Origin of the sequence: Streptomyces sp. NBC_00250, from assembly GCF_036192275.1 — a bacterium.
GTDB lineage: Bacteria > Actinomycetota > Actinomycetes > Streptomycetales > Streptomycetaceae > Streptomyces.
This window is the reverse complement of sequence record NZ_CP108088.1, coordinates 8301188-8326688: the sequence shown is the minus strand read 5'-3', so window position 1 is coordinate 8326688 and position 25501 is coordinate 8301188. Positions and strand designations below refer to the sequence as shown.

The 25501-nt window shown below is 68.9% G+C and carries 16 protein-coding genes, 1 tRNA gene and 1 pseudogene; 6 read left to right on the top strand and 12 right to left on the bottom strand.

Translation table 11 applies throughout. The features are described from left to right. The first annotated feature begins 207 nt into the window (after positions 1-207). From OG259_RS37505 to OG259_RS37490, 3 genes are all read left to right on the top strand, one after another. The gene (locus OG259_RS37505) at positions 208-1677 is read left to right on the top strand and encodes a hypothetical protein (protein ID WP_328946315.1); all 1470 of its coding nucleotides are present in this window, start codon (positions 208-210) and stop codon (positions 1675-1677) included. Between the two features lie 456 nt (positions 1678-2133). Next, complete coding sequence (locus OG259_RS37500) at positions 2134-3600, top strand: hypothetical protein (RefSeq protein ID WP_328946314.1); 1467 nt, start codon at positions 2134-2136, stop codon at positions 3598-3600. A 1620-nt stretch (positions 3601-5220) separates the two neighbouring features. Further along, the gene (locus OG259_RS37490) at positions 5221-5484 is read left to right on the top strand and encodes a helix-turn-helix domain-containing protein (RefSeq protein WP_328946313.1); all 264 of its coding nucleotides are present in this window, start codon (positions 5221-5223) and stop codon (positions 5482-5484) included. 117 nt (positions 5485-5601) lie between these two features. Here OG259_RS37490 and OG259_RS37485 read toward each other — a convergent pair whose 3' ends face one another. After that, positions 5602-7008: an IS1380 family transposase gene (locus tag OG259_RS37485; protein ID WP_328946312.1), complete on the bottom strand. Its 1407-nt coding sequence runs from the start codon at positions 7006-7008 to the stop codon at positions 5602-5604. A 336-nt stretch (positions 7009-7344) separates the two neighbouring features. Between OG259_RS37485 and OG259_RS37480 the strand changes: the two genes are divergently transcribed. Continuing rightward, on the top strand, positions 7345-8511 hold the full coding sequence (locus tag OG259_RS37480; RefSeq protein ID WP_328946311.1) for a low temperature requirement protein A: 1167 nt from the start codon (positions 7345-7347) through the stop codon (positions 8509-8511). Positions 8512-9113: 602 nt separating this feature from the next. Here OG259_RS37480 and OG259_RS37475 read toward each other — a convergent pair. From OG259_RS37475 to OG259_RS37465, 3 genes are all read right to left on the bottom strand, one after another. Next, the gene (locus tag OG259_RS37475; protein ID WP_328946310.1) at positions 9114-11405 is read right to left on the bottom strand and encodes a galactose-binding domain-containing protein; all 2292 of its coding nucleotides are present in this window, start codon (positions 11403-11405) and stop codon (positions 9114-9116) included. Between the two features lie 471 nt (positions 11406-11876). Then, positions 11877-11952: transfer RNA gene (locus OG259_RS37470), tRNA-OTHER, on the bottom strand. Then, positions 11919-15344, bottom strand: coding sequence for a ThuA domain-containing protein (locus tag OG259_RS37465; RefSeq protein WP_328946309.1), 3426 nt, complete (start codon positions 15342-15344; stop codon positions 11919-11921). The genes OG259_RS37470 and OG259_RS37465 overlap by 34 nt, the downstream gene beginning before the upstream one ends. Before the next feature lie 333 nt (positions 15345-15677). Here OG259_RS37465 and OG259_RS37460 point away from each other — a divergent pair, with 333 nt between their 5' ends. Next, on the top strand, positions 15678-16718 hold the full coding sequence (locus OG259_RS37460; RefSeq protein WP_328946308.1) for a LacI family DNA-binding transcriptional regulator: 1041 nt from the start codon (positions 15678-15680) through the stop codon (positions 16716-16718). A 457-nt stretch (positions 16719-17175) separates the two neighbouring features. Continuing rightward, positions 17176-17418 (top strand): LuxR C-terminal-related transcriptional regulator, encoded by a 243-nt coding sequence (locus tag OG259_RS37455; protein ID WP_328946307.1) that lies wholly within the window; start codon positions 17176-17178, stop codon positions 17416-17418. Positions 17419-17541: 123 nt separating this feature from the next. Here the strand turns inward: OG259_RS37455 and OG259_RS37450 are convergent, their stop codons facing one another. The 8 genes and pseudogenes from OG259_RS37450 to OG259_RS37415 all read right to left on the bottom strand — a co-directional run bounded on the left by OG259_RS37450 (position 17542) and on the right by OG259_RS37415 (position 25442). Beyond that, positions 17542-18906, bottom strand: a complete 1365-nt coding sequence (locus tag OG259_RS37450; RefSeq protein WP_328946306.1) for an alkaline phosphatase family protein — start codon at positions 18904-18906, stop codon at positions 17542-17544. Further along, complete coding sequence (eboE, locus tag OG259_RS37445) at positions 18906-20093, bottom strand: metabolite traffic protein EboE (RefSeq protein ID WP_328946305.1); 1188 nt, start codon at positions 20091-20093, stop codon at positions 18906-18908. The genes OG259_RS37450 and eboE overlap by 1 nt, the downstream gene beginning before the upstream one ends. Next, on the bottom strand, positions 20093-20959 hold the full coding sequence (locus OG259_RS37440) for a TatD family hydrolase (RefSeq protein WP_328946304.1): 867 nt from the start codon (positions 20957-20959) through the stop codon (positions 20093-20095). Before OG259_RS37440 ends, eboE begins: the two co-directional genes overlap by 1 nt. A gap of 14 nt (positions 20960-20973) precedes the next feature. Next, on the bottom strand, positions 20974-21462 hold the full coding sequence (locus tag OG259_RS37435) for an EboA domain-containing protein (protein ID WP_328947293.1): 489 nt from the start codon (positions 21460-21462) through the stop codon (positions 20974-20976). A gap of 69 nt (positions 21463-21531) precedes the next feature. Continuing rightward, a pseudogene (locus OG259_RS37430) lies at positions 21532-22371 on the bottom strand (sugar phosphate isomerase/epimerase family protein); the annotation flags it as partial. Beyond that, positions 22368-23237, bottom strand: a complete 870-nt coding sequence (locus OG259_RS37425) for an SCO3242 family prenyltransferase (protein ID WP_328946303.1) — start codon at positions 23235-23237, stop codon at positions 22368-22370. The gene OG259_RS37425 and the pseudogene OG259_RS37430, both read right to left, overlap by 4 nt. Continuing rightward, on the bottom strand, positions 23234-24421 hold the full coding sequence (locus tag OG259_RS37420) for an inositol-3-phosphate synthase (RefSeq protein WP_328946302.1): 1188 nt from the start codon (positions 24419-24421) through the stop codon (positions 23234-23236). Before OG259_RS37420 ends, OG259_RS37425 begins: the two co-directional genes overlap by 4 nt. Then, positions 24414-25442, bottom strand: a complete 1029-nt coding sequence (locus tag OG259_RS37415; RefSeq protein WP_328946301.1) for a sugar phosphate isomerase/epimerase family protein — start codon at positions 25440-25442, stop codon at positions 24414-24416. The genes OG259_RS37420 and OG259_RS37415 overlap by 8 nt, the downstream gene beginning before the upstream one ends. Between the last annotated feature and the right edge of the window lie 59 nt (positions 25443-25501).

The window sequence follows — 25501 nt, the reverse complement described above, 5'->3', positions numbered from 1 at the left end:
CGACACCACGCTGTGCCGTCACCGCACCGCGCTGCACAGGCTCAGGGCGTTCTCATCACCTTGGGCGCCGCCCGAGTCAAACCCGACTGTTCACACCTGCTCGCCGCCGGACGCCGGCAGCCCCCGCCGACCGATCCGCATCTCCAGCACAAAACCCGGGATGGTCCCCGTCTCATCGCTCTGCCCGAATCGATCAAGGAGCCGCTCATGTCAGACATCAGTCGTCGACAGTTCAGCCGAGGCGCGCTGGGCGCCATCGGGCTGCGTGTGGTCGCGGCAGCCGTGCCCGCGGGCGCGGGCTCGCTGCTGCTGACCGGCCCGGCCGACGCCGCGTCCACCGCCGTCGTCCCGATCGACTTCGCCTCGCTGGTGAAGCCCACGGACGCGATCACCAACCGCGTTGCCACGATCCTGCGCAACACCAACCAGTTCGCGGTCACCACGTGGTGGAACACCACGAAGAACTATGACGCGCAGACCGGCGCCTACCTGAACTTCGGCGGTACTGCCGAGAGCATCATCCGCCCACCCGCTGCCCAGGCGTTCGGTCTGGCCACGGCCCTGAGCCTGGGTGTGTACTCCGCGACACAGACCGGCGTGACCCTCGCCAACGCCCAGGCAATGGCGGTCAGACTGATCGGCTCCCTGGCCTACCGGCACCGGGTCAACCTGGGCAGCACCGGCTGGGGCAGCGTCTGGCAGAGCGCGCACTGGGCGGCATTCGCGGGCACCGCAGGCTGGCTCCTCTGGGACAAGCTCTCCACCACCGACCGCGAGTACGTCCGCAAGATGGTCGAGTACGAAGCCAACCGCTTCAACACCTGGCAGCCCGCCTACTACCGCAACGTCGACGGCACCTACGCCTCCCCCGGCGACACCCAGGCCGAATCGGTCGCCTGGAACAACACCGTCGTCGCCCTGGCGGCGTCCATGATGCCCAACCACGCCAACAAGACGACATGGATGAAGCAGGTCGTCGCACTGTCGCTCAAGGCCAACTCACGGCCCGACGACGTCGGCACCGGACCGAGCTCCGGCAAGACCATCAACGGCTTCAGGCTCGGCAGCATGACCGGCACCAACGTCAACCAGGACGGCACTGTCGTCAACCACGACAGGATCCATCCCGACTACATGGAGTCGTTCGCGATCAATCTCAGCGGCGCACTCACCCTGGCCCTGTCCAAACAGGACACGCCCTACGCCGTACGCCGCAGCTACAACAACATGTACGCGGCACTGGTCGACCACAACTTCCCCGCGGGCACCATGCCTTACACCGACCCCAAGCTCGTAACCCAGACCATCCGGACACCGGGCGGGAAGATCTACGCGGGCACCACCACCAACCCGGACGACACCAGCGACATCTACTATCCGATGGGCAACGACTGGGGAACCGGTCATCGGATGAACTACGCCACCATGGACGTCTTCGCCGACAGCTTCAAGGAAGACGACCTGGCCAGCGTGAAGGGCGCCACCTGGGCGACTCAGCACCTGACCAAGGTCCAGAAGCAGCAAGAGCGATCCACGGACCGCCGCACGTTCATCAGCTCCAGCGAGTTCAACTACAACGGGGCGGAGGAGTGGGTCTCCCACCACGCCGCCTGGGCCTACCTCGCCAGAGTCGTCACTGCCAGCGGCAGGTACAAGATCACTTCGGCCAGCTACTAGTCGCCGACAGTCAGGACCTCCTGGGCCTCTGCTCCGGTGGTCGCCGCATCGCAACACCCCAGCCCAGCGGGCGATGGGCGTCAAGATCCGAGAGACAACAGAGAGGCATGCCGGATCGTCGGCATCAACGAGAGGGCCAGGTGCCCGTGAGGGCCCGCCGTTCGGCGTGGCCCGGCTCGGCGATGGCCTGCATGAGAGCCATTCACTCCCGTTTTACATGTCAAATGCATGTATCTATTCAGACAGGCCATGATCATGCATTTTCGTATGGAATAGGGTCTTCCGCTTCTTGTGTCCGGCCAGTTAGATCACCTCCTACGTGGTGACCGGACGGCCTCGCCTTCTTCGCCGAACAGCCGAGGAGCGATCCCCGCCAGCCGGTTGCCGTATGTCCCGCACACCAACCCCGGGACGGTCCCTTACCACTGCTCCGTCCCCATCGATCAAGGAGTCGCCATGTCTGACCTCAGTCGTCGGCAGTTCGGCCGGGGCGCGTTGGGCGCCATCGGTTTGCGTGTGGTCGCGGCAGCCGTGCCCGCGGGTGCAGGCTCACTGCTGTTGGCCGGCCCGGCCAGTGCCGCCGCTGCCGACGTCGTCGCGATCGATTTCACCGGACTGGTCAAGCCCACGGACACGATCACCAACAGCGTCGCCACGGTGCTGCGCAACTCCAACCAGTTCGCGGTGACCACCTGGTGGAACACGACGAAGAACTTCGACGCGCAGACCGGCGCGTACCTGGACTTCGGCGGCAACGGTGAGAACAACATCCGGCCGGGGGCTGCCCAGGCTTTCGGTCTGGCGACGGCGCTGAGCCTGGGCGTGTACTCCGCGACGCAGACCGGGGTCACCCAGGCGGCGGCGGAGTCGATGACCACGAAGCTGATCCGGTCGCTGGCCTACCGACACAAGGCCAACCTGGCCGGCGGCTGGGGCGACGCAGGTCAGTCCGCGCACTGGGCGGCATTCGCTGGGACCGCGGGCTGGCTCCTGTGGGCCAAGCTGTCCACCACGGACCGCGAGTACGTCCGCAAGATGGTGGAGTACGAGGCCAACCGCTTCAACACCTGGCAGCCCGACTACTACCGCAGGGTCGACGGCACCTACATCTGGCCCGGCGACACTCAGTCCGAGACCATCGCCTGGAACAACTCCTTGATCGCTCTGGCTGCCTCGATGATGCCCAACCACCCCAACAAGGCGACGTGGATGAAGCAGGTCGTCGCGCTGTCACTCAAGGCCAACTCCCGGCCCTCGGACGTCGGTACCGGCCCGGACGCGTGGAAGACCGTCAACGGCTTCAAACTCGGCAGCATGACGGGCACCAACATCAACCAGGACTGCACCGTCGTCAACCACAACCTCGTCCACCCCGACTACATGGAGTCCTTCGCGATCAACCTCAGCGGCGCACTCACCCTGGCCCTGTCCAAGCAGGACACCCCCTACGCCGTGCGCCGCAGCTACGACCGCATGTACGCCGCCCTGGTCGACCTCAACCTACCTGCCGGGACCATGCCTTACTCCGACCCGAACATGGCGGGCAAGACGTTCAGGGCGCCCGGCGGGAAGATCTACGCGGGCACCAGCACCAACCCGACCGACAACAGCGACATCTACTACCCCATGGGCAACGACTGGGGCAACTCCCGCCGCATGCACTTCGCCACCATGGACGTCTTCGCCGACAGCTTCAAGGAAGACGCATACGCCAGCGTGAAGGGAGCCACCTGGGCAGTGCCCCACCTCACCAAGGTCCAGAAGATGCAGGAACGATCCACCGACCGACGCACCTACATCGGCGCAGGCGAAGACTACTACCCCGGCCGGGAGGAATGGGTCTCCCACCACGCCGCCTGGGCCTACCTCGCCAGAGTCGTGGCCGCCAGCGGTAGGTACAGGATCACTCAAGCCGTGTACTAGAGGTCCGCCTCCAAACGGATCTTGCCCCGAGCAGGAATGACGCGAGACCTCCGCTTCGTACGAAGTGGCGGTCTCGTCCTCTCCGGTTGCGATTCCACAGAAGCCTATGAGGCGGTTGAAGCAGCGCTGGACGATGTTGCGTGGACGGTAGATCTGCCGGTCGAATGCCGGTGGCCGCGCACCGCGGCGGCCGCGGTCGTGCCGGCGCCGCCGCTGGTGACCTTCTCCGGGATACCGTGCGCGATACCGCGTCTGCACAGGTAGACGTGGAAGCCACGGCAAGACCGGTGAGGTGAATCTGCTCGCCCCGAAGTCTGTCGTACCGGGCGGGGCCCTGACCGGGCCGGGTGGTGCGCCACTCGGGCGCGAGGATGGCACAAACCCGCGGTTCTTCCGCAGCCACCCAGCCAGTGGCAATCCGCCGCCACAAGCTGCCTCCGCTGGGGGAACGAGGCCTCGTTGGTGAGAGACTGAGCCGCGCCCACCCCTGCCGTCACCTCGTACGCCTGAGGAGCCCCCTCTGGCACATGAGCACTTCCCCCCAAACCCCCGAACGTCCGCCGTTGCTCGCCCAACCGTTGTGGAACACCGTCGAGGTGTTCTTGCCCAGCGCACCGCCGTACGTCGGAATGTCGCGTCGGATCACGGCCGGCGCCATCGAGCGTTGGGACGGCATCCCCCGGAGGTGGCGGCCGACACGGTCCTCATCGTGTCGGAGCTGATGACGAATGCCGTCCAGCACGGGGCGCAACGAGCGGAGTGCCAGAGAGCGAGATCGGCCGGCGCCGAATGGCAGTCGTCCTTCGGGATGGCCGAGAATCGCGGCCCCTGCGGCTGCTGGAGAACGCCGGACCACACCGACAATCTGGCGCCAATCCTGCGCGGCTGATGTCCGTACGGCCTCAACCCCCAGCCTCCGCCAATCCATCCACCCCGCACACCCTCAAAGGCCTGGCTTGAACCCTCGCAGGGGCGGCGTGCACCAAGATCCGGACTATTCCCGGACCAGTCGCGTCCAACAAGCCGTAGGCACCGCAGTTTTCGCTGGTCAGCGTGTGCGCGACGGCTGTACCACCAGCAGACGAAGAACCTGCTGGTCAGCTACTCGCCGAAGAAGCTGGGCTCCTTCTGAGCACACCCAACAGCCTCTGACACGGAGGCCACAGAACCCGCCACACCGCCGACGCACCCCTCACACCGGAGCCGCCGCGTGGCCATCTCGCCTCGCACACCGCCGGCACCCCGCCGCGCTCCCAGACCTCCCGCACGAAAACCTCGCCAGCTAACGGGCCATCGTGCAGCGCACCAAGGAGGACGAACTTCCCCCTCATCGCGGAACTACTCGACCGGCACGACGCCCGCACGAATAGCAGGATGATTGGTGCCTGACATGGAAGTTCAGGGGCGGAAAGTCGTCTCCGCCCCCGGCTCACACAGGTTCTCAGGGAAGAATCGGAACTGGAGTACCGGAACACGGCTACCGGAACAGGCCTACCGGTCCGGGCTGCGCTTCAGAGGAATCTGCAGGAGAAAGGTCTCGCGTCCCTGTCGACGTGACTCGAGTTGTCGGCTCCTTCGGGCTGCCTCAAGCTGGCGGCACGTGATGGGAGCTGGTGCCGCATGGGTCTCGGCGAAAGCGACGAGGGAGAACTCGGCCCGGAAGAGCTGATGGGGCTGGCCGGTCTGCTCAGGGCCTGGCGCCTCGCTGCGGGGCTGAAGGAGGGACGCGGTCGCGCGATCCCTCAGGCAGAGGTGGCGCACGCCATCGGCATGTCCGAGAAGTGGTACGGGCAGCTGGAACGGGGCGCGGTTCCCCGCCTCCCGCATGACGCGGTCGAGAAGCTAGCCTCCGTGTTTCGCTTCGCGTCGGCTGATCTGGGGTGATCTCCAGGTTGAAGGTCGCGGGACTGCCGTCGGACGTTGGGCATGGAGAGGGCCCGGCGCGATGGCCGGGTGCTCCTGGGTCCTGGGGTCGTGGGTGGTCAGGGGCTGCTTGGTCTGTCAGGTGGCCGGTCGGGGTAGTGCCACCAGGCGGTTGAACGCCACGGTTAGTTCGTGGCGCCAGGGCCAGGTGGCGGCGATCCGCAGGTATAGGCGGCGGGCTCCGCGCGTGATCCGGGCGGCAGCGTGCAGGAGGCGGTAGCGGAGCTTCTTGGGTTCGGCGGTGGCCAACTCGCCGTCCAGCAGCAGGGTTCGCGCCCAGGCCAGCAGGTCGATGGCGGTCAGGGACAGCTCCAGCCAGGCCTGGTTGATGGCGAAGTGGCGGGAGGGGAAGCGGCCGAAGCCGGTGGTCTTGCCGCAGCGGATGTGGTCCTCGACCCGGGCGTGAGCCCGGTGGCGGACCTCCAGGTACTGGATGGAGCCGCCGCCGGTGACGGGTGTGTCGGTGAGGAAGACGTGGTGGCGCATGCCTTCGTCCTGGTCGAACAGGGACAGCTGGGCGCCTGGGTGGGGACGCTCGCGGCGGACGATGATGCGGGTGCCGTCCGGGTATCCGGTGAGGTCGACCAGGTCGGTCAGCTCGGCGACCTCGGCGCCGACGCGAAGGGCGCCGTCCTGTTCCAGTGCGGGGTGCCAGACCTGGTCGGGCAGGGCCCGGATGGCTTTGCGGATCTGTTCGGTGACGGCGTGTCCGACGGAGAAGGTGGCCCGGATGCCTCGCTGTCGCAGGGCACGTAGGTGGGCGAGGAAGGCTTTCGCGCTGCCCGCGCTGTCGGCGCGGATGAGGACCGGGGTGCCGTGGCGGTGGGCTTCGGGGATCTGGGCGAGGGCTTGATCGAGGACGGTGATGTGGTCGGCTGCGGTGTTCGCTCCGGCGTTGCCCGGCCGCAGGATGCCGGCGAGGGCCTCGCCGGTGTTGACTAGGAAGCAGAGCATCGGGTGGTAGCCGAAGCCGCGTCTGTAGGTGGCAGCGGACTGTTCCTTCTCGGAGTGGCAGGTGACCAGGGTGGCGTCGATGTCCAGGACCAGGCCTGGTAGTTCACGTCCTCCGGCGTGTGATGCGGGTGTGTGGTGTCCGGTCTCGTCCGCTTGCAGCCAGGCGATCTCGCGGGCCTGGGCCCGGGCTGCCCGTAGTGCGTTCAGGGCTGCGGTGTCGATGCCGGCCAGCACTCGCCAGGCGGTCGGGGTGGAGGCGACGGGGCCGAACACGTCGCGCTGGTCGCGCAGCGCGGCCAGGTCCCGGATCGCCTCGCCTCCGTCGGCGAGCATCACCGCCAGGTCCACCGCGACGCGGCCGGGGTCGTGCCCGGTCCCGCGCGGTCGCAGCCGGTGCAGAGCGTCGCTGAAGGCGCTGGTCAGCGAGGTAGCGTCGGCCAGATCCGCGAGCAGGCGCGAGCCGGCGTGGTTGACCACCCCGTGCCCGTCGGCGCTGACGACGAGTTTGGGGCGTGGCCGTGCAGTGCGCACGCAGAAATCGCCTTCCTAGCGGTACGACCGGGATGTTGGGCAATCCTCATCGTTGCAGCTCAGAAGGCAATCTCGCTTTTCCGATCATGTTTTGGACGCGACCCACGAGGACACGCGCAGGCTGATGACGGCGTGCGTTCACCGCTGCTCACATCACCTAGTGTGAGATGAGCGGTACGTTAAGTTGTTTCGTGAGCCGCTTCGGGCACCGAAGACCAGGCCGCGTTACGGATTGCCGGCGACCGGGCACGCATGCGTCCGGCTGCCGGCATGCGGACCCGTGGACAAGCCCGACGTGCCGACCGGCACGTCGCCCAGGCGTAGGAGAGCCCGATCATGAGCAGCGTGCACGAGTCAAAGACGCTGCGGCGGGACGTGTCCCCGCTGGAGCTCTTCTACGACCTCGTCTTCGTCTTTGCCGTCTCCCAGCTCTCCCACCATCTCCTGGAGCACCTCACCTGGCGGGGCGCCGCCGAGACGGCCGTCCTCCTGGTCGCCGTCGTCGGCACCTGGGTCTTCACCAGTTACGAGGCGACTCTCCTGGGCATCGACCGTCGGGTCACGCGGTGGATGGTCGTCGTGGTCATGGGTATCGGCCTGTTCGCGAACTCCGCGATCCCCCACGCCTTCCAGGACCGTGCCTGGGCCTTCGTGACAGCCCTGCTGTTCGTCCTGTTGTCGGCGGGTACCGTGACGGCTCTGGCCGCGCGCACGGAAGTCCAGCGCGAGCACTACCGCCGCACCCTGGTCTGGATGGCGGCCGCCGCCCCGCTATGGATCGTCGGGGCCGCCGTCGACAGCGGGCCCCGCCTGTGGTGGTGGGCCGCCGCCGCGCTCATCGACCTCTCCGGTACCTGGCTCGCCCACCCGCTGCCCGGCCGCACGTTCAGGAGCCGGGAATTCCCCCTCGACGTGCCCCACATGCTCGAACGCCTTCGGCTGTTCCTCATCATCCTGCTCGGCGAGACCGTCCTCACCGCCGGCCGCGCGATGTCCGACGCCCCCGTCGACGCGCCCAGCATGCTGGCAACCGCAGGTGTCTTCACCGCGCTGGTGTGCCTGTGGGCCACATACTTCGGCGGCGGCGAGGAGGTCGTCACCACCTTCGTCGCCCACACCACGGACCCGGTGGGGGCCGTCCGGCTGGGTGTGAACAGCGCCTACGTGCTCATGGCCGCGCTGGTCGCCTTCGCCGTCGGCAGCGAACTGACCATCGCCCATCCGCTCGGCCACGGCTCGGCGACCCTCGCTCTGCTCCTGTTCGGCGGACCCGCGTTCTACCTCGCCACCGCGGCCTGGTTCTACCGCACCACCACGGGTGGCGCCTGGATCGAACGCCTGGTCGCCTGCGTCGCCCTCGCCGCCGGAGGCGTCGCGGCCGTGTGGCTGCCCCCGCTTGCCTCCCTCGCCCTCCTCGACGCCATCCTCATCGTGACCGCCACAGTCCTCGCACGGGCCCACCGCAAGCTGACGCTCTCGTTGCGGGGCGCCCCCGCAACCTGAGCTTGATCACGGTCCGGCGCCGAACGCGAGTCGACTTTGATCTGTGTTACCGCAGCTCAGCGGGGTTGTACCGGCCCGCGCGGCCGCAGCCGGTGCAGAGCGTCACTGAAGGCGCTGGTCAGCGAGGTGGCGTCGGCCAGATCTGCGAGCAGGCGCGAGCTCGCGAATCCTCAGCATCGGCGCTGACGACGAGTTTGGGGTGTGACCGGGCAGCGTGCACACGGAAAGTGCCGTCCTACTGGTACGGCTGGGACCTTAGACAAGCCTCATCGTTGCAGCTCAGAAGGCACTTTCGCCCTTCCGATCATGATCCGGGCACGACCCCGGATGAAACGCGCAGGCTAACCGCAGGCCCGTAGTTCTCTCCATGCTCGGAGCACCGGTGACCACCTGCCTGAGTAGTTGATACTCAGGTGCTCAGTGCGCCGGGCGTCACTCTCCGTAGCAGGCGGGCGCGCGGGCCGCCGGGACCGGCAGGGTCGCCGGGCCGGCGCTCCTACCGGTGCGCTGCGACCGTGTCCCCGCGCTGGGCGGGCAGCCCTACCGGGGCGACCGCTCCTGGCCGTGGGTCACCACGTGCCGGTGGTGACCCACGGTCGGTGTCAGGCCCGGACCTGGAACGAGTAGAGCGAGTAGCCGTAGCCGGTGCCGCGGGCGATGCCCTTCATCCGGACGTACCGGCCGGTGGCGGCCGGGAAGGTGAGGGTGTCCACACCAGCGCTCGTCCGACCGCGGCGCTGGGCGACGGTGGTCCACGTGGTGCCGTCGGCCGATGTCTGGATGTCGTAGTCCTTCCCGTAGGCGCCTTCCCAGTTCAGGCGGACCGAGCTGAACGTCCTGGCACTGCCGAGGTCGACCTGGAGCCACTGGTTGTCGCTGTAAGCGCTCGCCCAGCGGGTCGCGTCGAGACCGTCCACCGCGTTGGCCCCGGGGAAGTTCGCCGTCTCGGTGGACGACGCGATCGCCCGTCGCCCTTGCGCGAGGTCGTCGCTGATCACCTCGAACGCGTAGAGCGAGTAGCCGAACGTAGTGCCGCGGGCGATGCCCTTCATCCGGACGTACCGGCCGGTGGCGGCCGGGAAGGTGAGGGTGTCCACACCAGCGCTCGTCCGACCGCGGCGCTGGGCGACGGTGGTCCACGTGGTGCCGTCGGCCGATGTCTGGATGTCGTAGTCCTTCCCGTAGGCGCCTTCCCAGTTCAGGCGGACCGAGCTGAACGTCCTGGCACTGCCGAGGTCGACCTGGAGCCACTGGTTGTCGCTGTAAGCGCTCGCCCAGCGGGTCGCGTCGAAGCCGTCCACCGTATTGGCCGCGCCGAGTCCGCTCGTCTCGGCCGACGACGCCGTCGCCGGCCGGCCGATGGCGAGGTCGCCGGGGGTGCGGTTGGGCGTGATGGTGTCGGGAAGGTAGCTGGTGCCCGGGCCTTGGCCGACCGTTGCCGCCTTGGCGAGGAAGGCCGCGTAGTCGGTCCCGCCGGCCGTGGGTGACCACATCTTCTGGGCGAGTGCGGCGAAGCTCTTCTCGATCAGCCCATGGACCTGCAGTTCGGTGTAGGTCAACAAGGTCTTGTCGTTCCAGACCGCGGGCATCGCGCCCAGCAGGTTCGGGTCCTGTGCTTCGAGGTTGTTGGTGCCGCCGAAGATGTTGGGCGCCCAGCTCTTGAAGATGTAGCTGCCGTCGAGCCCCTGGCCGTGGTAGTAGTTCGCGAACGGCACCACATAGAGCAGACCGTCGTTGGAGTTGATCACCTTGTAGCCGTCGGCGATGGCGGACTTGGGCGAGTACCAGCCGTTGTTCCAGCTGTTGATCACCATGTCCTTGTCGTAGCCCGCGCCGCCCCCGGACATCTGGGTGAAGCTGCCCCACGCGTTGACGCTCTTGCCGAGGGACCGTACATACGGTGCGATGGTGTTGACGTAGGTCCTGTACTCGGCCGCCTTCGACGTGGGGTACTCGTCGATGCCGATGTGGACGCTGGGGCCGCGGAACCACGGCGTGAACTCGGCGAACACGCTCTTCATGAACTCGGTGGTGGCGGGCTTGCTCAGGTCGAGGTGGTCCGATTTGCCGTTGTTGAGCCCCAGCTCGGGCTTGAAGTGGATGAACGCCAGCGAGTGCGCGGGCGAGTCGATCTCCGGGATGATCGTGACCGCATTCTTCGCCGCCGTGGTCTCGAAGCCGTCCCAGTCGGCGCGCGAGTAGGACCCGTCCTTTGCCGCGAGCCCCGCGAACTTCGGGTTGGTGCTCGCGAGCCGGAACGCGGCCTGAGTCTTCGCGTAGTCGTTGTCGTAGTCCGAGGCGAACCCGTTGTCGTTGAGGTGGATCTGCAGGGTGTTCATCTTCAGCCAGCCCATCCAGCGCAGCTGGGCCTGAATGTACTCGGGCGTGAAGAACCGGCGCCCGACATCGAGCATGAACCCGCGCACGGCGTAGTCCGGGTAGTCGACCGCGGAGCCCACCGGGAGGCTCGACCGGTCCGGTGAGGCGAGGACGGCCTGCAGCAGGCTGCGCGAGCCGTAGTAGGCGCCCTTGTCGCTCCCGCCGACGATCTCGGCCTTGGTACCGACGGTGAGCCGGTACGCCTCGGGCCGCAACTGCGACTTGGCTGCCCCGAAGTCGGCCTTCGCGTCGACGCGGAGGGCGATGTCACCGTCCGCGGCTGTCCCGGTCACGACAGGGGGATGCAGCGTGGTCATCTCCGCCACGTCGGACGCCACCTGGTTGGCCAGCTCCTTCAACCCGGCCGACGCCCCCGTCGGCACGACGACCCGGCTCCCGGCCGACAACACGAGCCGCCCTGTTCCCCCCGTCCACTGCTGCAGCGCGGGCACCACGCCCGGCGGCGCCGAGTTCACCTCCGCCTGCGTCGCCCCCTGCGCAAGGGCCAACCCCATGGCAGGCACCAACCCCACAACGACCGCTCCGACAAGCAACAGCCGCGACAGACGTGCGCGACAAAAGGTTCTCATTTCGGTCCTCCGTGTCAGGACAAAGGGGGAATACACACCCATACTCACCAACGCTGCCGGCCCGAAAGTCGCCCCTCAAGGGCACGGCACCACGCCATCACACCAGTGGTCTAAACCACTTGTGTGGAGATGCTCCAGCACCACCACTCCCCCGTCAACCCTCCAAACGGCACCAATGCGCAACCGCCGCGACCCGCCTCGTGGTCGGTCCGTCTACAGGGAGCTGAACCTGTCGCCGTCGACGTACTTCGCCCGCTACAAGCGCCCGAAGTCCGCCTGCCAGTTCCGCGACGGACAGCTCATGCCCGTGATCGATGGGGATGCGCTGAGTGGTGACGGCAACGAGCCAGGAGCCAGAGGCCCTGTGGATCACTCCACAGGGCCTCTGAACTGTTGTGCACTCGGCAGGATTCGATCCTGCGACCTGCTGAGCCCCTGTCAGGTGATCGTGAACGGGCGCGTGAACGAGTGCTTCGCGCCCGCGCTGTCGGTCACCGTGAGCCAGGCCGTGTACGTTCCCGGCGCAGCGTAGGTGTGAGTGGTGCTGTAGCTGTGCACACCCGCGCTGTTGTCACCGAAGGACCACACCTTGTCGACGATCGTCCGCCCCGGGGGCGGCGTGACCGTCGCGGAGAAGTTCATCGTCCGCGCCGTCGTCGTCGAAGCGGTGACGGTGGCCGTTCCGCCCGCGCCGGACTCCTGCTTGACGCCCCGGCCGTTGAACCGCAGCCAGTCCAGCGACAGCAGGTCGCCCGTCGCGTTCGGGTTGTTGACGACCAGGTACAGGTCGAACGTCCGGTTCGGGTTGGTCAGCGGCACCGTGGGCGAGACCAGTTGGTCGTAGCTTCCGGTGTTCGGAATGGCCACCGATCCGAGCAGTTGGCCCGTGGGCGAGTCGGCACGGAATTCGACGGTGGCCCCGGCCGCCCCGCACGACGCGCCGAGCGTGACCGAGTTGATCAGCTGAAGGTTCTGCGGGGAGAACTTGATCCAGTCACCGTGGTCGAGGTCGCCGACCCGGACACCACCGTGCGCGGTGGTCCGGTTGAGGCTCACCGCACCGCTGGTGGCGTCGAAGTGCTCAGCCTCCATGAACCTCGGCCGCAGCTCCACCTCGGTGGAGCCGGCCAGGGCCGGGACGGCGCCGTTCAGCGCGCCGCCGTCGGTGTACTGCCCGCTGACCACGGCGTAGAGGTTCTGGCCCTCCCCGTGGCCGTCAGCACCGCTCGGGTCGGTGAGCAGCGTGCCGCTGCACCCGGTGTAGGTGTCCAGCGGGTGGGCGTGCGAGTCGTGCCCGAGCTTGGTCTGGACTATCACACGGGAGCAGTCGATGGTGCCGTCCTCGGGATCGGTGACCGTCACCGTGTACGGAATCCGATCGCCCCATTCATAGATGCCGCCGTCCGGAATGTTGATCTTCACCGTGGGCCGGGTGTTGCCGACGACGATGTCCTTGAGGGCAGAGTTCGATCCGGCCGCGTTGGTGACCGTCAGCTTCGCGGTCTTCTTGCCCGTCGTGCTGTAGGCGAAGGTCGGGTTGGCCGCGGTCGAGTCGACCGTGCCGTTGTTGTCGAAGTCCCACTTGTAAGTGAGGTTCGTCCCGGTGGACCCGCTGCTGGAGAAGGCCACCGTCAGCGGCGCCTTCCCGCTGTCCTTGTCGACCATGATGTTCGCGACCGGCGTCGGCCCGTTGGGGGTGTAGTCGATCCGGTAGATGCCCGAGCCCTCGTTGCTGCCGCCGCGGCCCGAGCCGGCGCCCTCGCCGAAGTCGATGACGTACAGCGCACCATCGGGGCCGAACTCGGCCTCGAACGGCTGGGTCCACGTCATGTCACCGAAGATCCCGTTGATCGACAACAGGTCGCCGACCTTCGTAGGCGCGAACTTCGAGTTGGAGAACGTCTGCGCGGTTTTGTGGACGGACAGCGACTTCCACCACTTGCGCGTCAGCTCGTAGGTGATCCACTTCCCGTCGAAGTACTCGGGAAACTTGTTGAGGTTGGTGTTGCCCGGGTCGTAGGCGTAGACCGGACCGCTCATCGGGCCACCGCCGCCGGTACCCAGCTCGGGGAACTCGGCGGAGGCGGAGTACGCGTACCACACCAGCGGCGGCTTGGACGCCGGCAGGTTCTTCAGGCCGGTGTTGTTCGGGGATTCGTTGACCGGGGCCGCGCAGTCGAACTTCGCACCGGAGGTGTTGGTGGCGAAGTCGTAGTCGTTGAACGGCGTGTTGTTCCCGACGCAGTATGGCCAGCCGTAGTTGCCTGCGGAGGTGATCCGGTCGAACTCGACGGTGCCCTCGGGACCGCGGGTCGCGTTGGCGCTGCCCGCGTCCGGGCCGTAGTCGCCCACCAGCACGGCGTTGGTCTGCGAGTCGACGGTGATGCGGAACGGGTTGCGGAAGCCCATCGCGTAGATCTCGGGCTTGGTCTTCGCGGTGCCCGGAGCGAACAGGTTGCCCGCCGGGATGGTGTAGGTGCCGTCGGCCTTCGGCTTGATGCGAAGGATCTTGCCGCGCAGGTCGTTGGTGTTGCCCGAGGTGGCCTGCGCGTCGAACGCGGCACGGCCCGGCCGTTCGTCGATCGGGGTGTAGCCCGAGGACTGGAACGGGTCGGTGTTGTCACCGATCGCGGCGTACAGATGGCCCGACTTGTCCATGGCGAGCGAGCCGGCCAGGTGCGAGGCCGCCCGGCTGCCGCTGGGCGCGAAGACCGGGATGGTCAGCAGTCGCTTCTCCGAGGAGAGGGCGACCGATGTGCCCGATACGGTGAACCGCGACAGGTTGAACTGTGACTCGGTCTTGTCGGACCACAGGATGTATAACCACTTGTTGGTGGCGAAGTCCTTGTCCAGGGTCAGACCGACCAGCCCGCCGGACTGGCTGGTCTGCTCGGCGGTGTAGTCGAAGTCCAGCAGGGTGGTGACGGCCAGGGTGCTCTGGTCGATGACCTTCAGGGCGCCGGTGCGCTCGATGTAGAAGACCCGCTTGTCGGGCGCCACGGCCAGCTCGAACGGGTCCGACAGGCTCTCGGTGATCAGCGGGACGCGTGTGAAGGAGCTCTTCTTCGAGGCGCTGCAGTCACCCTCGACGGCGCCGGCGGCCCACTCGATGCCGTACCGCAGGTGTTCCAGGAACGCCGGCTCGCTGAACGCCGAGGCCGAGTGGCCGCCGGCCGTGTACCAGGACCGGCCGCCGTCGTAGTTCTGGCACCACGAGTACGCGTGGTCGACGCCCTCGTCCAGCTTGTCGTCGCCGTCACGCACCTTGATCTGGGCGAGCGTATGCACGTTCCCCGTCGGGTTCGTGCGCCAGTTGTACCACTCCTCGCTGCGCTCCCAGAGCTCCGGCAGGTTCTTCGTCGACGGGTGGGCGCGGTCGAGGACCTTGATGCGGCCAGGTCCGGTGCCGCCGGTAGCGTTGTAGTCGGGGTGGAAGTCGAAGATGGTGCCGACGAGACCGGCGTACCAGTCCCAGTTCCGCTCACTCGCGGTCGCGGCGTGCAGGCCGGTCCAGCCGCCCCCGTTGCGAATGAACTTCTGGAACGCCGCGCGCTGGTTCGCGTCGAGCAGCGCCGGCGAGGTCTCGTTGGAGTTCGTGTTGTTGAACACGATGACGTCGAAACGCGCCAGGTTCTCGTCGGTGAACTTGGCGGCGTCCGTCGTGGACTCGACCTCGAAGTCGTGGTCGGTGCCCATCTTCTCGATCGCGGCTATACCCGCGCCGATCGAGTCGTGGGTGAAGAACGTGGTCTTGGAGAAGACCAGCACCCTGAATCGTGGTTCGTGAGCGGCGGACGGCACCGCGGTCACGAGGACGGACAGGACGGCAGCGACAATCGCCGCCACCCATCGGATATGTTTCATCGGCGCTCCAAATCATGCTGGACTGCCAGGGGAAACGCGCAGGCTCATTGCGCAAAAATGCGGCTTGCGGAACTCTTTCGGTCATTTCCAATCACTTCTTGCGACCGAGGTCACCCTACGCCTGGGCCGCGCGGTCGAAGTTGGGGTGTCGTATACACGACACCGCCACATGCCTTCGCATGCGGCAGGCTCGCGAGGGGTTCCGTCGGACCGGACCTACGGACAAACCCGAGCAGGAACCGAGGCGGCACAGGACGGATACCATCCGACGGAATGGGCTTTCCGCGCCGACTTCGCCGCTGGGCCCGTGCCGCCCGCTCAAGGAGTCCGCGCATGAACCGGCCGCAGCGCCATCCGGTCACCCTCGCTGACGTCGCCGCCGAGGCGGGTGTCTCGCTGGCGACCGCCTCGCGCGCGCTGCACCCGGGAGCCCGTCGGGTCAGGGAGAATCTCAAGGCCAAGGTCCGGGACGCCGCGCGCAGGCTCAACTACTCCACGAACGTTCAGGCACAGGCAGTCGCGAGCGGAACCAGCAAGGAGATCGGCCTGCTCGTCCACGACATCGCCGACCCGTACTTCTCCGCCATCGCCGCCGGTGTCATGCGGGCCGCGGACGCACACGGCCTCCTCGTCACGCTCGGCAACACGGCATGCAGTCCGGAACGCGAGATCGACCACTTCACCGCGCTGCGCAGCAGGCGCTGCCGGGCCGTCATCCTCGCCGGCAGCCGCGTCGCCGATGCAAAGCTCAACGATGCCCTGCGGGCGGAAGTCGACGCCTACCATGCAGCGGGAGGCCGCGTCGTGATCATCGGCCAGCACCGGCTGCCGGTCGACACCGTCGTCCTGGAGAACCGTGCCGGCGCCCGGCGGCTCGCCCAGGCGCTGGGCGACCTCGGCCACCGCCGGTTCGGCGTGGTGGGCGGTCCCGCGGATCTGCTCACCACCCGCCACCGTCTCCAGGGCTTCCGGGAAGGGCTGGCCCACGTACCCGGTGCCTCCGTCGAAGCAGTCGTCCACGGTGACTTCACCCGCGACGGGGGTCACGAGTCCATGGGGCAGCTCCTCGCGCAGAACCTCACCCTCGACTGCGTCTTCGCGGCGACCGACATCATGGCCGTCGGCGCGATGGCGAAGTGCCGGGATCTCGGCATCGCCGTCCCCGATGACATCGCCTTCGCGGGCTTCGACGACATCAGCACCCTGCGGGACGTCACCCCCGCACTGACCACGGTGCGGCTGCCGCTGGAACACATCGGGGAGACCGCGGTCGATCTCGTGGTCACCGCGGAGCCCCACGCGGCCCCCCGCCTGCGGCGGGTCAAAGGCGAGGTCGTCGTCCGGGCGAGCACGCCACCACGTGACCGGCGCTGACGCAGAGCCATCTACGGCGGGCGCCCGCACTCACAGGCATGGGTCTGCCCGGCCGGCCGTAGCGACCGGCGCACCTTCTCGCGAGAGGAAGACGGTAGGCGCTGTCCCACGCGTAGGAACGCCTCCCCCGCATGTCCCGAGCGTGTCGTCGAGTCAACCACGGGGTGCACGTTGACTGCGATCGCACCCCTCTCTAGCCTTGTATCCGGACAAGGGAAAGGGCTTTCCACACTCTGTGGGCCTGCATCTTGTCGGTTCAAGGGGCACGACGTCACCTCGGGCCGCGGTACGGCCCTGAGCGCCGCCCTGCGGCAACAACCCATCCGTCACACCGGTCCCCTCCGGACCGCCTCACACCCTTGAGGACACCATGGCGAGACTCACGGTTGAAACCCAGGTTCTGCGCCACCCGCTCCCTCCAGGACCTGACGGTGCCGCTTCCGCCTGCGCTGGCGAAGTGACCGAGGAGACGCGACATCTTCTGGCATTGATGGCGACGGGCGCCACGGACCGGGCCATCGCCAGGATGCTGGGCGTCAGCGAACGGACCGTCCTCAGAAGGATCACCCGCGTGCAGCAGCACCTCGGTGCTCAATCCCGGTTCCAGCTGGGGCTTCTCATCCATGTTCTGCAATGGGTTCCCACATCGGGCCCTCCGGCTCGGCCGGCCGAGCGCGTGACCCGCACGGCTGACGCCTGAAGTTCTCCTGTGGACAAGTCCGTTCGTCCGTCGCCTGCCGGACTTCGGCGCCGGCGTCACCGTCGCCGTGATGTGTGGGAGAGCACTGGTGGCCGCCACCCCGCAGGATGGCATCCAGCGCTCTCAACGGGAAAGACAGGACAGCAGGAACTGCTTGACTTCGGTGGCGTGGAAGCGCGCGCGGGCCTGGTCGGGAGCGGAGCACAGCAGGACGGGAGCGTCTTCGGCATTCACGGGGAGGCGGCCGTGGCTGCCGCGGACGCATCCGGGGTCGGTCGGCACGACGGACATGGTGCCGCGGATGCCGAGCTTCAGCTTGGCCAGGGCAACGGCGGCGCGTGCCATGACGAGTGGATCACCAGGGTCGAAGAACAGCTCCGCCGGGTCGTACCCCGGCTTGCGGTGGATGTCCACGCCGCGGGCGAAGTCCGGGGCGTGCCCGTCGTCCAGCCAGTAGTAGTACGTGAACCAGCTGTCGGGGGCGGCAATGGCGACGAGCTCGCCGGACCGGGCGTGGTCGAGGCCGTGTTCGGCCTGTCCCGAGCGGTCCAGGACCTCCTCGATGCCGTCGAGCTCGCGGAGCACCTCGTGTACGCGCGGCACGTCCGCCGGGTCGGCCACGTAGACGTGGGCGATCTGGTGGTCCGCGGTGGCGAACGCCCGGGAGGTCCACGGGTCGAGGTACTCCATGCCCTGCTGCACGTGCACGTTGAGCAGCCCCGCCCGGCGCAGGGCCCGGTTGATGTCGACGGGGCGGCGCACCTCGGTGATGCCGTACTCGCTCAGGGCCACGACCGTCGCGCCCCGGGCGAGGGTCTCGTCGAGGAAGGGGCCCAGGACCTCGTCGAGGTCACGGGCGGCCTTCCGCGCCTGTGCCGAGTCCGGGCCGTGGCGTTGCAGGTCGTAGTCGAGGTGCGGTACGTAGACGAGCGTGAGGTCCGGGTCATACCGGTCGACGACCCGCCGGGCGGCGTCGACGATCCACCGCGTGGACGCGAGACCGGCCCTGGGTCCCCAGTAGTCGAACAGCGGGAAGACGCCCAGTTCGGCCGTCAGGGCGTCCCGGAGTTCCGGCGGGTTCGTGTAGCAGTCGGGGGACTTGCGGCCGTCGTAGTGGTACACCGGACGCGGGGTGATGGTGACGTCCACGTCGGCGCCCATCGCGTACCACCAGCAGATGTTGGCCACCGTCAGGTCGGGCCGGGTCCGCCGGGCGGTCTGCCAGAGCTTCTCGCCGCCGACCAGTCGGTTGTGCTGGCGCCAGAACGCGACCTCGCCCATGTCCCGGTCGTACCAGCCGTTGCCGACGATCCCGTGCCCGGACGGCAGTTCGCCGGTCAGGAAGGTGGACTGTACCGAGCAGGTGACCGCGGGAAGGACCGTCTCCAGCTCGGCGCTGAAGCCGGCGTCGGCGACCGCACTCAGGCGGGGCATGTCAGCGAGCGCGCGCGGGGTGAGCCCGACGACATCGAGGACCACGACACTCATCACGAACTCCTTTTCACGGCGGAGAGGGGCGCCTCGGTGAGGCCCAGGGTGAGCAGCTCCCGGCGGGTCCAGTCGAGTTCGGCGGCGATGCCCGCGGCCAGTTCCTTCGCGGTGCGCGGCGGGGAGGGCAGAACCGACCAGGTGTACGTCTCGACCTCCAGGTGCGTGGTGCCGGGCCGGTCGGTGGCGAGCAACGCGGCGAGGGCTCGCAGCAGTACCGGCCGTGTGCTGGTCAGCGGCGGCTCGGGGTCGGCGTGCAGGGGGACGTGGAAGTGGGAGCGCCAGGGTGCGTCGCGGTCCATCGCCAGAGGACCGGCCAGCGCCTGGGGCAGGTCGTCGACCCCGGTGCGAGGTACCCCGGCTCGCCGGGTCTGGTGGAGGAACCGGGGTTCGGTGAAAGCGGCCAGCGCCCGGCGGACGTCCGGGTCGGCCGGCCGTTCGGCGTGCAGGGCACAGGACAGCTGCGCCTTGACGACGCCCAACCCGGCCCGGTCCAGCTCCCGCAGGGCCGCGTATGGGTCCTCGAAGGCGACGGCGAGATGGCACACGTCGAGGCAGACGCCGAAATACTCCGGGTCCAGATGGCTCAGATGATGGGCGGCCTGGCCGGTCGTCTCCACGACACAGCCGGGCTCCGGCTCCAGAGCGACCCTGATCGTGCGGCCGGTGTGGTGGCGGATGCCCTCGAGCCTGCGCCCGAGTTCGTCCAGGTTCCGCAGGGCCCGAAGATGGCGCTCCGGGGTCCAGTCGGCGCGCCAGCCGAACGGGAGGGTGGAGATGGAACCGGTCGGGACGTCGTCGGGCAACAGCAGGGCGAGCACCCGCGCGAGGTCGGCCGTGAGCTCCAGCCGCAGCTGCGAGGACCAGTCGGGCCGGTAGACCGCGCCCTTGACCACCGGCTCGTGGAAGCCTTGGTAGGGGAAGCCGTTGAGGGTGACCACCTCCAGCCCGCGCCGGTCGAGTTCGGCGCGGAACCGGAGCGTGGCACCGGGATCACCGGCCAGGACGGAGGCGACGGGCTGAGCGAGCCACAGGCCGACTCCCAGCCGGTCCGCTGCCAGCTGCTCCCGGACGGGGACCGCGTAGGTGTCGAGCTGGTCCAGGATCCCGGCGAGGTCTTCGGCAGGGTGCACGTTGGTGCAGTAGCCGAGGTGGACATCCTCGCCACTGCCGTGACGGAACCTCATCAGTTGCCGCCCCTGCGTACGGAGTTGCCGGCGTACTCCGAGGTGTCCGACGGGCAGCCCCCCTCGGACACGCCCTCCAGCGTGAGCCGCCCGCTCTGTGCGTAGAACTCCACCGGGTTGCGCCAGAGCACCTGGTCAACGTCGTTCTCGGTGAAGCCGGCGGCGCGCATGGCGGAGGCGGTGACGAAGGTCAGCAGCGGGTCGCTGTGACCCCAGTCGGCAGCCGAGTTGACCAGCACGCGGGAGGTGCCGTGATCCTGGAGGATGCGCACCATGCGGTCCGGGGTCATCTTGGTGTCGGGGTAGATGGAGAAGCCCATCCAGCAGCCGGAGTCGGCGACGAGCGGCGCGGTCACCTCGTTGAGGTGGTCGACCAGGACCCTGCCGGGTCCGATGCCGGACGCATTCACGAGCTCGAGGGTGCGGGCGGTTCCCACGGCCTTGTCGCGGTGCGGGGTGTGCACCAGGGCCGGGAGGCCGAACTCCTTGGCGAGGCCGAGCTGGACCGTGAACGCCCGCTCCTCGGCTTCGGTCATCGAGTCGAAGCCGATCTCGCCGACTGCCACGACACGGTCCTTGAGCAGGTACCGGGGCAACTCGTCGAGGACCGGCGCGCACCGCTCGTCGTTGGCTTCCTTGGGGTTGAGGGCGAGGGCACAGAAGTGCTGGATCCCGTACTGGGCGGCGCGGTACGGCTCCCAGCCCAACAGGGCGTCGAAGTAGTCGATGAAGCTGCCGACCGATGTGCGGGGCTGGCCGAGCCAGAACGCCGGCTCGACGAGGGCCCGTACGCCGGCCGCGTGCATCGCCCGGTAGTCGTCGGTCGTCCGGGAGGTCATGTGGATGTGGGGGTCGAAGATGCGCATGGCGCGGGCTCCTGTCATACGGGGAGGTCCTGATCGAGCTGCAGCTGCCGGCGAACATCGTCGGGGACGCGCCGCCCGGCGGCGATGCGTTCGGCAGCGAAGGCCGCGAACATGCGGTCCAGTTCGGGATCGCGGCGGCGGGCCAGGCCCGCCACGGCGTCCAAGGGCACGCCGAGGAACACGCACTTCAGCACGGCCTGCCGCCACTGCTCCTGGTCGAGGCGGCGGGCGGCGTACGGTCCGGCCGCCGCGGTGACGAGCCGGGCGTCGTTGGTCCGCAGTGCGTCCTCGACCAGGCCCTTGGCATGCGCCCCGATCCGTCCGGCCCGGTCGAGCAGGGGCAGGGCGCGCAGCACGGCGGTCCGCTCGGCCGTGTCCCCTCGCTCGTACAGCTCCTTGAGGACGGCGGCGAGTTCGGCTCCGGCGCCGGGCAGGGCTTGGAGCAGTTGGATCCGCGTCGCCTCGCCGAGTCCGGGGTCGGGGCCGACGCTCCGCGCGGCCACCGGGAAGAGCCGGGTGATCGCTGCAGAGTCGGACTCCAGCTGATCGAGTGCCTTGATCGTCCACGGCGGTGCGGAAGCCGCGCGCAGGGCGTCCAGCGAGTGCAACGCGGTCTGCGGGGCACTGTGCGAGTGGCGGGGCAGCTCTACGGCCACGAGTCCGCGGTAGCCGGTCTCCGTCAGTGCCTGCAGCACCGAGGGGAAGTCGACCTCGCCCTCGCCGAACTGCAGGTGTTCGTGGACGCCGCGCCGCATGTCCTCGATCTGGACGTTGACCAACCAGGGGGCGGCGCGCCGGACACAGTCGGCCGGGCTGTCGTCCTCCAGGCAGCGGCAGTGCCCGACGTCCAGGGTGAGGCCGAAGGCGTGCGGGCCGCCGAGCGCGTTCCGGAGGCGCTCGTAGCCGTCCAGGTCGGCGACCAGCATGCCCGGCTCGGGTTCGAATCCGAGCCGTACGCCGGACTGCCGCGCCACCTCGGTCAGGGCGGCGCAGCCGTCGACGAGCAGCTCCCACGCCTCCTCCCCGGGCATTCCCGGGTCGGGTATCCCGCTCCACAGCGACACCGCCTCGGCCCCCAGTTCCGAGGCGATGTGCACGGCACGGGTGAGGAAGTCCAGGCGGTGGGCGCGCCGTTCGGGCTCCGGGTCCAGCAGGGTGGGTGCGTGCTTGTGCCACGGGTCGAGGAGGTAGCGGCCGCCGGTCTCCACTACCGCGCCGAGGCCGAGCGCGGAGAGCTTGCGGTGCACCCGGGTCAGCTGCCGGGCGAGGCCGGGAGCGTACGGGTCGAGGTGGCCGTGGTCCAGGGTGAGTGCCACCCCGGAGTACCCCAGCCCGGCGATGACCTCCAGGGCGTCGTCGAGACGGTGGTTGGCGAAGCCGTTGGTGCCGTAGCCGAAGCGCAGCGCGGTCATGTCGGGGACACCTTTCGCGACAGCCGCCGGGCCAGCGGGAACGCGGCCATCAGCGGCAGGGCGGCGCCCACGTTGCCCGCGCGTGCGGTCAGCGCCGCCTGGAGCGGGATCAGGGCGTGGATGCCGGAAGCGACCGCCCGCCGGAGGCGGGGAGGATCCGGGCGGGCGGTCGCGGCCAGCTGTGCCGGGCCCCCTGCAGCGAGGTAGGCGGCCAACAGCACGGTCGATGCGGCACGGTGGACGGGTTCCGTGCCGCTTGCGGGGAAGGCGGAGGTGACCAGCGCCAGGGCGGTGGAGGCCCCCAGGGCCGCTGCGGGCAGCCCCGCAGTCGCCCCCTCGACCTCCCGCCGGCTCACCAAGGTGAGTGTGTAGGTGTGGCAGCCGATCGTGAGGGCCGCGGGCAGCGCGCTGCGCCACTGGTCGGGGCCCGCGCCCATGAGTACGTCGAGCCCGCGGGCGGCCGCCATGGCGGCCGGCCCGAACGGGGTCTCCTTGACGGCCAGGTCGTACGCCCACACGGTGGCGGCGAGCGGCACGGCGATGCCAAGGTGCCGCCGCCCCCCTGCCGCCGCGGCCAATGCCAGGCCGGCGCCGGTGAGTGCGGCGGCGGCGCCCAGTGCGGTACCGGGGCTGATCCGGCCGGAGGGAAGGGGGCGGCCGGGCCGCTCCTCGGCGTCGACCTCCCGATCGGCCCAGTCGTTCAGCGCCATTCCGGCCCAGTACAGGCAGACGGAGGCCGCCGCGAGCCCGGCGGTTTCGGCGCCGAGCGGCCGGCCGGCGGCAGTGGCCCCGGCCAGGGTGTCGCCCGGGACGGTGAGCGCTGCGGGGGCACGAACCAGTTCCAGCAGGGCGCGCAGGCCGGTCATCGGACGACTCCGGCGTACCAGGCGCGGAGCTCTTCGAACTGGATGACGAGCCGGTGGTCGGGAGCGATGCGGTCGTGCGCGATCGGGTCCTTGAAGAAGAAGCCGAGCTGTCGCTGCGGTCCGGAGGCGCCCGCCTGGCGGGCCCGGGCGAGGAACCGGACGAGGTCGAGGACGAGGGGTGCGGCCAGGGCCGAGTCCCAGCCCTGCCAGGTGAACTGCAGGGTCATCGGCGCGCCGAGGAAGCCCTGGAAGTCGACGTGGTCCCAGGCGGTCTTCCGCTCCCCCATGCTCGGCACGTTGTCGATGTGGGTGAGTCCTTCCACCCGCTCGCCGAGCAGGGCGTCGAGACCGCTGCGCTTGGAGGCGTTCTTGCTGGCCGCGGCGGCCGGGTCGGCGAGGGTGGCGCCGTCTCCGCCGCCGAGCAGGTTCGTACCGGACCAGGACCGCACACGCAGGGCGCGGTGGGCGAACGCTGGCGCGAGTGCGGTGCGGATCAGGGTTTCGCCGGTCTTGGCGTCGCAGCCCGCGTAGGGCAGGCCCTGCGCTTCGGCGAGCCGGCGCAGCGCGGGCAGCCGCATTCCCGGCGAGGGGGTGAAGCCGACGTGGCCGCATCCGGCGCGCAGGGCGGCGTAGGCGTAGAGGGAGCTCGGCGGGAGCTCTGCGTCTCCGGAGGCCAGAGCCTGCTCCAGTGTGTCGAGCTTCTCGTGGGCGGGACGGGGGACGGGCAGGGGTTCCGTCGAGGAGACGTCGACGACCACGACCTGGCCGAGCCGGTGGCGTTGCCGGAAGGAGGTCAGGTCATCGATGAGGGAGGCCGCGGTTTCGGCTTGCGTGGGGCCTCCCGGTCCGCCGGTCGTACCGGTCCTGATCTCCGCGTCGGCCGCCTGGAGCGCGTCGGCGACGAGGGGGAGGAGTGTGGCGGGGAAGACGCCGGCCTCGGCCAGCTGCTCGGCCCGCTTGGAGAGCGGGGTGTCCGTGACGTCGTGTCCGCCGAACACCAGGTCCTCCAGGGCGGGCAGGCCGCTGTGGGCGAACTCCGCCAGCTGGGAGACCATGCCGGTAGGGGGGACGAATCCGCCGCTGACCGCGGCGGCGCCGACGACTGCGGTCGTGGCGACCGAACCGCGGGCTCCGACGAGCCATACGCCGGTCCGGCCGGTGTTCCGGGAGGGGGTGTCACTCATGGCCGTCTCCTTCTGCGGACTGGCTTGCGAATGCGGCGTCGAAGGCGGTGGCCGGGGGGGCTATGCGGGACAGCTCCTGCAGGAAACCAAGTGCTTCGGCGGCGCCGGTCAGGCGGTCCATGCCGGCGTCCTCCCATTCCACGGAGAGTGGGCCGCGGTATCCGATGGTGTTCAGCGCGCGGATGCAGTCCTCCCAGGGGACGTCTCCGTGGCCGGTGGAGACGAAATCCCAGCCGCGGCGCGGGTCCCCCCAGGGCAGGTGAGAGGAGAGCCGGCCGCGGCGGCCGTCGCGGGCGCGGACCCGGGTGTCCTTGCAGTCGGCGTGGTAGATCCGGTCGCCGAACTCCAGGATGAAGTCCACCGGATCGATGTCCTGCCAGATCATGTGGGACGGGTCCCAGTTCAGCCCGAAGGACCAGCGGTGGCCGATGGCCTCCAGGGTGCGCCGAGTCGTCCAGAAGTCGTAGGCGATCTCGCTGGGATGGACCTCCAGCGCGAACCGTACGCCCTGCTCCTCGAACACGTCGAGGATGGGGTGCCAGCGTTCGGCGAAGTCGCGGTAGCCGTCCTCGATGGCGGCGGGCGGGACGGGAGGGAACATCGCGACGGTATGCCAGATCGACGAACCGGTGAAACCCACCACCGTGTCGACGCCGAGCAGGGCGGCGGCTCTGGCCGTGTCCTGCATCTCGCGGGCCGCGTTCCGGCGGACCTGTTCCGGGTTCTCGTCCCAGAGCCGGGCGGGCAGGATCAGCTGGTGGCGGGTGTCGATGGGGTGGTCGCAGACGGCCTGGCCCACGAGGTGGTTGGAGATGGCCCAGACGTCCAATCCGTACTGGGCCAGGACCGCCCGCTTGCTCACCACGTAGTCGGGTTCCGCAAGGGCGCGGTCGACTGCGAAGTGGTCGCCCCAGCAAGCGATTTCGAGGCCGTCGTACCCCCATTGGGAGGCGAGCCGGCACACCTCCTCGAAGGGGAGGTCCGCCCATTGGCCGGTGAACAGGGTGATCGGACGATTCATCGACGGGGTTCCAGTTCTGGCGCGCGGGCCGGAGCGTGTGTGCGGTGCGGGTGCGGCGC

Coding starts and splice junctions, on each gene's coding strand:
- OG259_RS37505 (WP_328946315.1), top strand. CDS start 208: ATGTCAGACATCAGTCGTCGACAGTTCAGCCGAGGCGCGCTGGGCGCC.
- OG259_RS37500 (WP_328946314.1), top strand. CDS start 2,134: ATGTCTGACCTCAGTCGTCGGCAGTTCGGCCGGGGCGCGTTGGGCGCC.
- OG259_RS37490 (WP_328946313.1), top strand. CDS start 5,221: ATGGGTCTCGGCGAAAGCGACGAGGGAGAACTCGGCCCGGAAGAGCTG.
- OG259_RS37480 (WP_328946311.1), top strand. CDS start 7,345: ATGAGCAGCGTGCACGAGTCAAAGACGCTGCGGCGGGACGTGTCCCCG.
- OG259_RS37475 (WP_328946310.1), bottom strand. CDS start 11,405: ATGGGGTTGGCCCTTGCGCAGGGGGCGACGCAGGCGGAGGTGAACTCG.
- OG259_RS37465 (WP_328946309.1), bottom strand. CDS start 15,344: ATGAAACATATCCGATGGGTGGCGGCGATTGTCGCTGCCGTCCTGTCC.
- OG259_RS37460 (WP_328946308.1), top strand. CDS start 15,678: ATGAACCGGCCGCAGCGCCATCCGGTCACCCTCGCTGACGTCGCCGCC.
- OG259_RS37450 (WP_328946306.1), bottom strand. CDS start 18,906: ATGAGTGTCGTGGTCCTCGATGTCGTCGGGCTCACCCCGCGCGCGCTC.
- eboE (WP_328946305.1), bottom strand. CDS start 20,093: ATGAGGTTCCGTCACGGCAGTGGCGAGGATGTCCACCTCGGCTACTGC.
- OG259_RS37440 (WP_328946304.1), bottom strand. CDS start 20,959: ATGCGCATCTTCGACCCCCACATCCACATGACCTCCCGGACGACCGAC.
- OG259_RS37425 (WP_328946303.1), bottom strand. CDS start 23,237: ATGACCGGCCTGCGCGCCCTGCTGGAACTGGTTCGTGCCCCCGCAGCG.
- OG259_RS37420 (WP_328946302.1), bottom strand. CDS start 24,421: ATGAGTGACACCCCCTCCCGGAACACCGGCCGGACCGGCGTATGGCTC.
- OG259_RS37415 (WP_328946301.1), bottom strand. CDS start 25,442: ATGAATCGTCCGATCACCCTGTTCACCGGCCAATGGGCGGACCTCCCC.